Genomic DNA, 10,961 nt, shown 5'->3' with positions numbered 1-10,961 from the left:
CACCAGGGTGTTTGTGGTGTTGCTTTTTGGGAATGAAATCACTCCTTACATCTCGGTGGTGGTGCGCGACTCCAAACAGCCCCCCAACACGCGCTTTTCTACGACTGATCGCGTCACACTCCCGGAACCGCGGGCACCGCCGGCAGGGCCGGTGCGGCGGGCACCGCGGGGAGCGAGGACGTGGACGGCAGCGCGGGCAGCGCGGGCAGACCGGCCAGGCTCGGCGCGGGCAGCCCGCCGCCCAGCAGCGTGGCCGCGACCACGTTGACGAGGCCCGTCACCACACCGGTGACCGCCGGGACGACCGCGCCGACATCGCCTGAAGTGACGGCGGTGAGCAGGCTGCCGACCGCTTTCTGCAGGGAGGCGAGGGCGTCCCCGGCGAGGTCGGCGGGCGCCTTCCTGCCCTTGGAGTCGTCGCCGCTCTTCGGCAGCGCGGGCAGGGCGGGAGTCGCGGGCAGGGCAGGGGTGGCGGGCAGCGCGGGCGTCGCCGGAACGGCCGGGGCAGCCGGGACGGCGGGAGCCGCCGGGACAGCCGGAGCCGCAGGCACGGCCGGGGCCGCCGGAGCCGCCGCGGTGATCTTGGCGACGGCCTCGTTGACGGTGTCGACGAGCTTCTGCGCCTGGTCGGCGGAGAGCTGGCCGTTGTCGGCCTTGAGGACCTGGTTGAGCAGGTCGGTGACCGGGGTGAGCACGCTGCCGACATCGCCGAGGCCCTTGACCTGGGCGAGCAGCCCGTCGGCTCCAGGGACCGGCACGCTCGACGCGGCGTGGACGTGCTTCCGCGCCGAGTCGTTGTCGGCGGCGACGGCGGCGGGGCCGACGATCCCGATCAGGACGGAGGCACAGAGTACGGAGGACGCGATGCGCCGTGCGGGCAGACCACGCATGGGGTGTTCCTTTCGGTGGTGCTTCGGATCTTGAACCCACCGTGAAAGCGCTCACCACCATCTGCAACCGGTCGATCGCGCCGGGTGACCACCCGTCAGCCGTACGGACGACGTCGTGCCTGGTGAGGGCCATGTCAAGACCGGACCGCCGGGCCCGTGCCGCTACCGCCCATTCGGGGCAACGGCCTTCGCCACCGCCCCAACGCCAACCGGCCGCCTCACCGTGGAAGGACCACGGGGAGACGGCCGGCCGAAGGGATGCGCGCGGACGTCAGTCGTTGACGCAGGTGTTGCCGAACGCGGGGTTCAGCAGACCGATGACGTTGACGGTGTTGCCGCAGACGTTGACCGGGATGTGAACCGGAACCTGGACGACGTTGCCCGACAGGACGCCCGGAGACTGGGCGGCGACGCCGTGCGCGTCGCTGTCGGCGGCGGCGATGCCGGCGGTGCCCGCCATGGCGGCGGCGGCAACGGAGGTCAGGACCAGGCCCTTCGCGATACGCGACATGGAGAGGTGCTCCTTGGGGTTGAAACAAACACCCGGGCGGGGATGCCCGGCGCTGTGTCAACGCGCGGCGCTCACGGGGGTTGTGCCGCCAATGGGGTGATGTCCCACAGGGCCGAACTTCACCATTCCGACACACTTGTCACGTTTCGCCGGATTAATCCGGATAGCTACTAGAGTTGCGCACCTCCCGAAGTACCCCTATAGCCAGCAAATCGCATATAGGGGCCGTACTTCCCGAAAGGGCACCGCCGGTCATGCGCAATTCCCAGGGTCCGCTGCTGCGCCGGGCGTCGACGGCCGCCCTCGCCCTCGCCACGATCTGGGCCCCGGCCGCCTCCGGCGCCTCCGCCCCGCCCGCCGAGACGGAACGCATCCCCCCGGCCCAGCGCTACCAGGCGCTCCAGCACGGCGGCTTCGTCCGCGCGGCCAACACCTCCATCAGCTGCCGCACGGACTCGGCCGACTGCCTGGCCGTGCGCGAGGGGGAGGCCGCGGTCAACGGCGACTTCGACATGTTCTACGTGGACGTCGACCGCGATCCCAACACCTACAACTCCTCCCGCGCGGAGGTCCGGCTGCCCGAGGGCGCCCGGGCCACGTACGCCCGCCTGTACTGGGGCGGCAACCTCCGCGTGGGCGAGCAGAAGCCGGCCAGGGACAACGGCCGGGTGCTGATCGCAGAGCCCGGCGGCGACTACAAGGAGGTGCTCGCGGACACGGTCGTCGGACACCGGGTGGCGGACGGCGCGGACGCGTTCCAGGCCTCGGCGGATGTGACCAAGCTGGTCCGGGAGAGTGGTTCCGGCCTCTACACGGTGGCCCAGGTCAACACGGCCATGGGGAGGTCGGCGGCAGGCGCTTGGGGCGGCTGGACGCTCGTCGTGGCGTACGAGAAGCCGCAGGAGCCGCTGCGCCGGCTGGAGCTGTGGGACGGGTTCGACGCGCTGAACTCCCGTACCGGCGCGGAGATCCGGTTGCGCGGCCTGCGCACGCCCGCGCACGCCGGGGGACGCGCAGGCGTGGTGGCGTACAACGGGGATCGCGGCCGGACCGGGGATTCGCTCACTCTCTCGACCGGTCGTACGAACGCCACCGCGCTCGGTGACGGTGCCAATCCCCGTGACGACGTGCTGAATTCCACGATCAGCGACCCGGGGGCGGCGCCTTCGGAGCGTGCGCCCGCGTATGCGAACACCCTCGGCTACGACTCCGATGTGTTCGATCTCGACAAGGCGTTGCGCCCGGGCGGTGACCAGCTTGCCTTCCGGCTCGTTTCCCAGCGGGACGCGGCGTGGTTCGGGGCGCTCTTCGTCGCCGTCGACGCCCAGCAGTGAGGCGCGTTCCCGCCCGCAGTCCCGAGCGCCACCCGTGAGCGAGGAAACCGCGCAATGCACCAACCAGCAACCGACCCTCGGCCGCGGGTCCTGCACCTCGCCCAGCCCGTGGACGGCGGGGTCGCCCGTGTCGTCACGGATCTGACGCGGGCCCAGCTCGCGGCCGGCCTGCACGTCACGGTCGCCTGCCCCGAGAGCGCCCTCGCGGACGGCCTGCGGTCGCTCGGCGCCGACGTACGGCGGTGGGAGGCCACCCGCTCGCCGGGTCCGGCGCTCGTCTCCGAGGTACGGCGGCTCACCCGGGTGGTCGAGGACGTGCGGCCCGATCTGGTGCACGCGCACAGCGCGAAGGCCGGTCTCGCCGGGCGGCTCGCCGTGCGGGGGCGGATCCCGACCGTGTTCCAGCCGCACGCCTGGTCGTTCGAGGCGGTCGGCGGGGTCACCGCCGCGCTCGCCGTCGGCTGGGAGCGGTGGGGCGCGCGGTGGGCCACCCGGACGGTGTGCGTGAGCGAGGCGGAGCGCACGACCGGGCTGCGGGCCGGGGTCCGGGGCCGCTGGAGCGTGATCCCCAACGGGATCGACGCCGAGCGTTTCCACCCGGCCGCCGTGGACACCGTACGGGCAGACATCGAGCAGCTCGCCGGGGTCGATCCGGCGGCGCCGCTGGTGGTGTGCGTGGGGCGGCTGTGCCGGCAGAAGGGCCAGGACGTCCTGCTGCGGGCGTGGGACGAGGTGGTCCGGCGGGTGCCGAAGGCGCGGCTCGTGCTCGTCGGCGACGGGCCCGACCGGGACGCGCTGCGTCGACTCGCCCCGGAATCCGTCCTGTTCGCGGGTGCCGTAGCCGATCCCGTGCGCTGGTACCAGGCCGCCGACCTGGTGGTGCTGCCCTCGCGCTGGGAGGGCATGGCGCTGGCCCCGCTGGAGGCGATGGCCTGCGGCCGGCCGGTCGTCCTCACGGATGTCGCGGGCGCCCGCGAGAGCCTGCCCGCCGGGCTCGCCCCGCGCTGCCTGGTCCCGGCCGATATCCCGGCGGTGCTGTCCGGGGCCGTCGCCGAGCTGCTGCTCGACCCGTTGCTGCGCGAGTCCCTCGGCCACCAGGGACGCCGGTACGTCCAGTCCACGCACGACGTGCGGCACACCGCCGAAGCGGTCGCGGGGGTCTATCGCGACCTGCTCGGCGGCAAACCCGTCGTGCCCACCGAGTGCAGGGAGTCCATCCACTCGTGACTGCGGAAAGCACCGTCCCCTCCCCCGGCGGACAGCCACGGGACCACGGATCCTCGAACGTCTCGGTCATCCCCCGGCGCACCGGCGGCGGTTTCCGGTTCCCGGTCCGCCGCCCGCCCGCGCGCCCGGCCTCACCGCTGCCGCTGCTCGGCGCGGACCTCGCCGCCGCCCTGGTGGGCGCGCTCGCGCTGACCGGCGACCGGCGCCGGCCGCTTCTGGTGGCGCTGCTGATCGCCGGTTCGATACTGCTGCGCCCGCATCTCCCCCGGGCCGTACCGCGCGTCCTGGACGAACTGCCCGCCGTCTGCGGCCGGATCGCCGTCGCCTGGCTCGCCCTCGGCACCCTCACCGCGGCCTACGCCCCCGACCGCGCCCTGTCCGCACGCACCCTGCTGCTGGGCTTCGCCCTCCAGACTGCGGCGGCTTGCGTGGCCCGCGGCGCGGTTCACCGCCGCCGCCGCAAGGCCCTGCTGAACCACCCCCGCACCGCCCTGGTCATCGGCCCGGCGACCACCGCGCAGCGCGTCGCGGCGGCGGTGCTACGGCACCCGGGGTGCGGGATCGAGCCGATCGGCATCGTCGCCGACCACCCGGACGGCACCGAGGGCCTGCCCGTGCTGACCACCGGCGAGGAGGTCGAACGCGCCCTCATCCAGAACGGCGTACGGGCCGTCCTCACCGTGCATCCCTCCGTACGGTCCGAACGCGGGCCGCTGCTGCGGGCGTTGGCGGAGTCGGGCTGCACGGTCTGGGAGGTGGACGCCGACTCGCCGTCGTACGAGATGCGCGACCAGCTCGCCGGATTCGCCTGTCGGCGGCTGGAGTTGGGCTCGCGCAGGCGCGGCAGCCTCGGCAAGCGGGCACTGGACGTCCTGGTGTCCGGAGCCCTGCTCCTCCTGGTCAGCCCCCTCCTCCTGGTGTGTGCGACGGTCCTGCGGCTCACCGACGGACCCGGGGTCGTCTTCCGCCAGGAGCGCATCGGCAAGGACGGACGCCCCTTCGTCCTGCTGAAGTTCCGCACCCACCGACCGGTCGACGAGCACGAGGCGGCGACCCGCTGGAGTGTCGCGGGCGAACTCCAGATGAGCCGCTTCTGCCGCTTCCTGCGCCAGACCTCGCTGGACGAACTGCTCCAGCTGTGGAACGTCTTCCGGGGCGACATGAGCCTGGTCGGCCCACGGCCCGAACGCCCGTACTTCGTAGCGCAGTTCAGCCAGACCTACCCCGGTTACGCGGCCCGCCACCGGATGCAGACCGGCATCACCGGCCTCGCCCAGATCCACGGGCTGCGCGGCGACACCTCGATCGAGGACCGCTGCCGGTTCGACAACGCGTACATCGACAACTGGTCGCTCTGGCAGGACATCTGCATCCTCGCCCGCACCGCGACCGCGCTCGTACGTCCGACGGGGAGCTGAGCCGTGAACCACCGCCTGCGCACCTTCGCCCCGGTCCTGCCGGTCATCGCCGTGATCGCCCTGCTCGGCCTCCCGCTCGCCCCCGGCGCGGGTGGCGCGGGCCCGGCCGACGCGGTCTCCGGGCTGGTGGTCCTGTACTGCGGCATCCGGCTGCTACGGGAGCGCAGGCGCCCCCTGACCCCAACCGCCGTGGTGGTCATGGGACTTCCGGTCCTCGGCCTGTCCATCGCCGCGATGGGCGCGTCCTCGCCGGGCGCGGGCCTCAGCGGCCTGGGCCGCTACCTGCAGATCTTCGTCCTGGTCCCGGCGGCGGTCGTGCTGTTGATCCGCGACCGGCGCGACTTCCGTCTGCTGGCCTGGTCGTTCGTCTCGCTCGCCCTGTGGCAGGGGGCGATCGGCGTCAAGCAGTACGTCACCGCGACCGGCGCCTCCTACCAGGGCGAGGACATCCGCGCGGTGGGCACCTTCGGACCGACCGACGTGATGGGCATGGCGACGGTGGTGTCCTTCGGCCTGATCTGCGCGCTGGCACTGGCGCTGGGCCTGGGCCGAAGCGACGTGAGGCAGCGGGCAGTTGCCGCGGGTTGCGCGTTCGCCCTGTTGCTGCCGCTGGCCCTTTCCTTCAGCCGCGGCGCGTGGATCGCGACCGCCGCGACCTGCGCGCTGCAACTGGCGCTGGCCGGACTGCGGCGCGCGCTGAAGGTGGCCGCGGCCGTGACGGCGGCGGGCGTGGTGCTGGTCGGCGGCTTCGGGGTCGGTTCGGCGATGCTCCAGGAGCGGATCAGCAGCATCACCCAGGTCACCGACGCGCCCGACCAGTCGGTGACCGACCGCTACACCATGTGGGCGGCGGCGACCGCGATGTGGCGCGAACACCCGCTGACCGGCGTCGGGTTGAAGGGCTTCCCCGAACACCGTGACGGCAACGCCTCGTTGGCCCTGTCCTCGGGCAGCGACACCGACGGCGCGGGCGCCGGGTACCTCAAGCAGCCCCTGCTCTCCCCCCACAACATGTACCTCCTGGTCCTCAGCGAACAGGGCCTGCTCGGCCTCCTCACCCTGGCCGGCAGCTGGCTGGCCCTCCTGGTCCGCGCCCTCCGCGGCCTCTACCGCACCCACCGCGCCGGACTCCCCGGCCTGGACTGCGCGCTGGTCTCCTCCGGCCTCCTGATCTGGCAGCTGATCGACTTCATGTACGCGGACATCGGCGGCCCGTCGACGGTCCTGACGGCGGTGGTGTTCGGGGTGGCGGCGTGGTGGTCGCTGGTGGGGGCGAACGAGGAGGAACGGCCGGCGGCCAAGGCTCAGGCGCTCTCGAAGCAGGCAGAGGCCGCGATCCAATGACGGTCACTGGTAGGGCCCCAAAGGGGCGCGGGGCTGTATCGATCAGCGGCTCCGCCGCGGGGCGCGCCGAGCCCCAACGGCGCAGCACCCAACAGCAAACCGAACCTCCCCTGATCCCAGCCCCCTCACCACAAAGCACCGCCCCCGAATCCCGCCGCTTCCTCGCCAAAGCCGCCCTCATCACCGCCGCCCTCTCCATCACCGGCTCCCTCCTCGGCCTCGCCAGAGACCAGTCCCTCGCCCGCCTCTTCGGCGCCGGCAGCGAGACCGACGCCTTCCTCGTCGCCTGGACCATCCCGGAGTTCGCCGCCACCCTCCTCATCGAGGACGGCCTCGCGTTCGCCCTGATCCCGGCGTTCAGCATGGCGCTGGCCCGCAGAGCGCAAGGCGCCCCCGGCGACCCGGTCCGCACCCTGGTGAAGGCCACCCTCCCCCGCCTCACGCTGGCGTTCGTCGCGGTGTCGGCCCTCCTCGTCGCAACAGCCCCCTACCTGGTCGAGGCCCTCGCCCCCGGCCTCCCCCACCCCGCCCTCGCCATCAGCTGCACCCGCATCACAGCGACCTGCGTCCTGAGCTTCGGCCTGGCCGGCTACTGCAGCGCGGCGCTCCGCGCCCACCGCCGTTTCGTGGCCCCGGCGGCGATCTACGTGGCGTACAACATCGGCATCATCGCCGGGATGTACGCCTTCGGCGCGCACTGGGGCGTACGGTCGGCGGCCCTCGGCGTGGCCACGGGCGGCTTCCTGATGGTGCTGACCCAACTGCCCGCGCTGGTAAGCCAGTTGAGGAGCCACAAGCCAGCGACCCCGGACGCCGTCGCCGACGACACCACCGAGATCCCCCGCCCGATGAACTTCGCGTTGATGGCCACCGTGCTGCTCTTCGCGCTCTGCCGCCAGTCCCAGGTCCTCATCGAGCGTTTTCTCGCCTCCCACCTCCCGGCCGGCGCCATCTCGCATCTGAACTACGCGCAGAAGGTCGCCCAGATGCCGATGGTGCTGTCGCTGATGCTGTGCACGGTCACCTTCCCGGTGGTGGCGCGGGCGCTCGCCGAGGGCGACACGGAGAAGGCCCGCAACCGCGTGGAGCGCGACCTCGCGCTCGCCGCCTGCCTCGTCCTGCTCGGCGCCGCAACGGTCATCGCCTGCGCCCCGCAGATCATCCAACTCCTCTTCCAGCGGGGCGCGTTCACCGCCCACGACACCGCGGCCACGGCCGGCGTGATGCGGGTGTACGCCCTCGGGCTGCTCGGCCAGACCCTGGTCGGTGTCCTGGTCCGCTCGTACTTCTCGGCGGGCCGCCCCACCTGGTTCCCGGTCGGCGCGATGGCCGCCGGCATCGTCGTGACCTCCTGGATCGGCGCCTGGACGGTCGGCCCCTGGGGCGTCATCGGCATCGCGATCGCCAACGCCACCGGCATCACCGTCACCGCCGTACTCCTGCTGTGCGGCAGCGGCCCGCGCAGTGTCCCGATCCGCACCCGGCAGGTCCTGGTCGAGCTGAGCCGGCCGGTGCGTGCGGCTGCGGTCGCGACGGTCGCCGGGGCGTTCGTGGCCCGCGCGATGCCCGCACCGCTGCCCGGTCTCGCGGTCGGCTGCACGACCGTCGCCGTCGTCTTCGTCCTGCTCGGCTGGGCCCTGGGCGCCCAGGGTTTCGCACCCGCACTGGAATCCGTCCGCTCCGTCACACGAAAGCTCATCCATGGCCGCTCCCGCTGATTCCCCGACCACCGGCAGTCGCGTCACGGGCCCGGTCCCGTGGGTGGCGATGTACCATTCCGTGGGCGACTGCTCCGACGACCCCTACCGCGTCACGGTCACCCCCGACCGCCTGGACCGGCAGCTGCGCTGGCTGAGCCGGCGCGGGCTGCGGGGCGTGTCCATGGCCGAGCTGCTCGCGGCCCGGGCCCGGGGCGAGGGCCACGGTCTGGTCGGGCTCACCTTCGACGACGGCTACGCCGACTTCGTCGACAACGCCCTTCCTGTGCTGACCCGTTGGGACTGCGGCGCCACCCTCTTCGCACTGCCCGGCAGGCTCGGAGGCGACAACGCCTGGGACCCGCTGGGCCCGCGCAAACCGCTCCTCACCGCGGACGGCATCCGGCGGGCCGCCGCCCAGGGAGTGGAGATCGGCTCGCACGGCCTGACCCACGTCGACCTCACCAACGCGGACGACGCCACGCTGAAGGCCGAGGTCGCCGAAAGCCGTTCCGTACTCGCCGAGTTGACCGGCACGGACGTCGACGGTTTCTGCTACCCGTACGGCACGCTCGACGCCCGCGCCATGGACGCCGTCCGCGAAGCGGGTTACGCCTACGCCTGCGCGATCGACCCCGGCGACCTCAACGGCGTCCACGCACTGCCCCGCGTGCACATCGGCCAGAACGACACCGCCGTCCGCCTCTTCCTCAAGTACCGGCTGCACGGACTGCGCCGCCGCCCGGTGGAGGGGCTCGCATGAAGGCCCTGCACATCATCACCGGGCTCGGCATCGGCGGCGCCGAGCAGCAACTCAGGCTCCTCCTGCGCCACTTGCCCGTCGACTGCGAGGTCGTGACGCTCACCAACCCGGGCGCGGTCGCCGACGGTCTCACCGCCGACGGGGTGCGCGTCCACCACCTCGGCATGACCGGCAACCGCGACCTGGCCGCCCTCCCCCGCCTGGTCAAACTCATCCGCACCGGCGGCTACGACCTCGTCCACACCCACCTCTACCGCGCCTGCGTCTACGGCCGTCTCGCCGCCCGGCTCGCGGGCGTGAAGGCGGTCGTCGCCACCGAACACTCCCTGGGCGACTCGCAGATGGAGGGCCGAAGCCTCAACTCCGGGGTCCGCGCCCTGTATCTCGCCAGCGAACGCCTGGGCCGCTCCACGGTCGCCGTCTCCCCCACGGTCGCCGAACGCCTCAAGCAGTGGGGTGTGCCGGCCCCGCGCATCGAGGTCGTCCCGAACGGCATCGACCTGCCCCGCTTCCGCTTCGACCCGGCCCAGCGACTGCGCACCCGCCAGCGCCTCGGACTACCGGAGGACGCGTACGTAGTCGGCGGCATCGGGCGCCTCGCGGCCGGCAAACGCTTCGACGTCCTGATCCGCACCCTGACCCAACTCCCCTCCGACTACTGGCTGTTGCTGGTCGGCGGCGGCCCCGAGGAGAACCTCCTGCGCCGCACCGCCCACGACTGCGGAGTGGCCGACCGGGTGCTGTTCACCGGCGAGCGCCCCTACGTCCCGGACGGCACCCCGGGCCCCGATCTGCCCTCCCTCACCTCGGCGATGGACCTGCTGGCCTCGCCGTCCTCCGAGGAGGCCTTCGGCCTGGCCGTCGTAGAAGGTCTGGCGGCCGGGCTGCCCGTGCTCTACGCCTCCTGCCCCGCCGTCGAGGACCTCCCGCCGCAGGCCGCGGCCGACGCACTCCGCGTCCAGGGCGGCCCGGAGGTCTTCGCCCGCGCGCTGGCGGCGGCCCGCGCGCGGGGCCCGCGTCCGCGCACCGCGCCGGACGCCGCCCACCACTACTGCATCACCCGCAGCGCCGCCCAACTCATGGACGTGTACGCGGCGGTCTCCACCTCGTCGCCGTCCCCCGCACCCCAGGGAGCCAGTTCCTCATGACCGAGATCCGACAGCACCGCCCGCTCGCCCGCGCGAAGACCCTCCCGGCCTGGTCCCTCCTCGCGGCCGGCGCCGTGACCGGCGGACTCCTCGGCGCCGGCTACGGCCTCGCCAAGCCGCCGACGTACACGGCCACCAGCTACGTCATCGCCGTACCGACCGACAAGGCCGACTCCTCGACCGCGCTCGGCTTCGCGCAGGCCTACGGCCGGGTCGCCACCCAGCTCGCGGTGCTCGGCGACGCGCAGGTGTGGGCGGGTGTCCCGGTGAAGACGCTCCAGTCGAGCGTGCAGACGGCGACCTCTCCGGACGCGCCGATGGTCGCCGTCACAGCCACCTCCTCGCGCGCGGACCTCGCCGCCGACATGGCCAACGCGGTGTCCCGCTCGCTGACCGTGCACGCGAACGACTCCAAGGACTCCACCCACGTCGAACTCCAGACCTTCGCCCGCGCCATCAAGCCGGCCGGGCCCTCCTCGGCCTCGGCCGCGGTGACCGGCCTGGTCGGCGCGAGCGCGGGCGGCCTCCTCGGCGGGCTGCTGCTGCTCGTCCGGCCGCGCCGGACCGCCGACGAGACCGGCCGCCCGGCCTCGGTGCCCAGCCCGGCCACCGCGGCCGACGTCCTGTGA

The 10,961-nt window shown here is 73.0% G+C and carries 10 protein-coding genes; 8 read left to right on the top strand and 2 right to left on the bottom strand.

The annotated features are described in order from the left end of the window. Positions 1–113: 113 nt before the first annotated feature. Both ACFXC1_RS49255 and ACFXC1_RS49250 read right to left on the bottom strand, forming a co-directional pair. Entirely contained in the window at positions 114–890 is a 777-nt protein-coding gene (locus ACFXC1_RS49255) for a hypothetical protein (RefSeq protein ID WP_381256482.1), read from the bottom strand. 271 nt (positions 891–1,161) lie between these two features. Beyond that, positions 1,162–1,401 carry a chaplin gene (locus tag ACFXC1_RS49250; protein WP_381256479.1) on the bottom strand — a complete coding sequence of 80 codons (240 nt, stop codon included), beginning with the start codon at positions 1,399–1,401 and terminating at the stop codon, positions 1,162–1,164. Between the two features lie 254 nt (positions 1,402–1,655). Here ACFXC1_RS49250 and ACFXC1_RS49245 point away from each other — a divergent pair, with 254 nt between their 5' ends. From ACFXC1_RS49245 to ACFXC1_RS49210, 8 genes are read left to right on the top strand one after another with little or no spacing between them, the layout of a single operon-like run. Further along, positions 1,656–2,735: a DUF3344 domain-containing protein gene (locus ACFXC1_RS49245; protein WP_381256476.1), complete on the top strand. Its 1,080-nt coding sequence runs from the start codon at positions 1,656–1,658 to the stop codon at positions 2,733–2,735. A 54-nt stretch (positions 2,736–2,789) separates the two neighbouring features. After that, a complete protein-coding gene (locus ACFXC1_RS49240) occupies positions 2,790–3,962 on the top strand; it encodes a glycosyltransferase (RefSeq protein ID WP_381256474.1) in 1,173 nt (390 codons plus the stop codon). After that, positions 3,959–5,380, top strand: a complete 1,422-nt coding sequence (locus tag ACFXC1_RS49235; protein WP_381256471.1) for an exopolysaccharide biosynthesis polyprenyl glycosylphosphotransferase — start codon at positions 3,959–3,961, stop codon at positions 5,378–5,380. The genes ACFXC1_RS49240 and ACFXC1_RS49235 overlap by 4 nt, the downstream gene beginning before the upstream one ends. A gap of 3 nt (positions 5,381–5,383) precedes the next feature. Next, the gene (locus ACFXC1_RS49230) at positions 5,384–6,724 is read left to right on the top strand and encodes an O-antigen ligase family protein (protein WP_381256468.1); all 1,341 of its coding nucleotides are present in this window, start codon (positions 5,384–5,386) and stop codon (positions 6,722–6,724) included. Next, complete coding sequence (murJ, locus tag ACFXC1_RS49225) at positions 6,721–8,442, top strand: murein biosynthesis integral membrane protein MurJ (protein ID WP_381256465.1); 1,722 nt, start codon at positions 6,721–6,723, stop codon at positions 8,440–8,442. The genes ACFXC1_RS49230 and murJ overlap by 4 nt, the downstream gene beginning before the upstream one ends. Continuing rightward, positions 8,426–9,184 carry a polysaccharide deacetylase family protein gene (locus tag ACFXC1_RS49220; protein WP_381256462.1) on the top strand — a complete coding sequence of 253 codons (759 nt, stop codon included), beginning with the start codon at positions 8,426–8,428 and terminating at the stop codon, positions 9,182–9,184. The genes murJ and ACFXC1_RS49220 overlap by 17 nt, the downstream gene beginning before the upstream one ends. After that, the gene (locus tag ACFXC1_RS49215) at positions 9,181–10,332 is read left to right on the top strand and encodes a glycosyltransferase (RefSeq protein ID WP_381256459.1); all 1,152 of its coding nucleotides are present in this window, start codon (positions 9,181–9,183) and stop codon (positions 10,330–10,332) included. The genes ACFXC1_RS49220 and ACFXC1_RS49215 overlap by 4 nt, the downstream gene beginning before the upstream one ends. Continuing rightward, a complete protein-coding gene (locus tag ACFXC1_RS49210; protein WP_381256457.1) occupies positions 10,329–10,961 on the top strand; it encodes a YveK family protein in 633 nt (210 codons plus the stop codon). The genes ACFXC1_RS49215 and ACFXC1_RS49210 overlap by 4 nt, the downstream gene beginning before the upstream one ends.

The organism is Streptomyces hokutonensis, from assembly GCF_042751305.1.
Lineage (GTDB): Bacteria > Actinomycetota > Actinomycetes > Streptomycetales > Streptomycetaceae > Streptomyces > Streptomyces hokutonensis_A.
The sequence above is the reverse complement of the archived record's forward strand: the minus strand, read 5'-3'. Positions and strand labels throughout refer to the sequence as shown.

Bases quoted from the DNA above. Each gene is read 5' to 3' on its own strand.
- ACFXC1_RS49250 (WP_381256479.1), bottom strand. From the start codon at position 1,401: ATGTCGCGTATCGCGAAGGGCCTGGTCCTGACCTCCGTTGCCGCCGCC.
- ACFXC1_RS49240 (WP_381256474.1), top strand. From the start codon at position 2,790: ATGCACCAACCAGCAACCGACCCTCGGCCGCGGGTCCTGCACCTCGCC.
- ACFXC1_RS49255 (WP_381256482.1), bottom strand. From the start codon at position 890: ATGCGTGGTCTGCCCGCACGGCGCATCGCGTCCTCCGTACTCTGTGCC.
- ACFXC1_RS49220 (WP_381256462.1), top strand. From the start codon at position 8,426: ATGGCCGCTCCCGCTGATTCCCCGACCACCGGCAGTCGCGTCACGGGC.
- ACFXC1_RS49245 (WP_381256476.1), top strand. From the start codon at position 1,656: ATGCGCAATTCCCAGGGTCCGCTGCTGCGCCGGGCGTCGACGGCCGCC.
- ACFXC1_RS49215 (WP_381256459.1), top strand. From the start codon at position 9,181: ATGAAGGCCCTGCACATCATCACCGGGCTCGGCATCGGCGGCGCCGAG.
- ACFXC1_RS49210 (WP_381256457.1), top strand. From the start codon at position 10,329: ATGACCGAGATCCGACAGCACCGCCCGCTCGCCCGCGCGAAGACCCTC.
- murJ (WP_381256465.1), top strand. From the start codon at position 6,721: ATGACGGTCACTGGTAGGGCCCCAAAGGGGCGCGGGGCTGTATCGATC.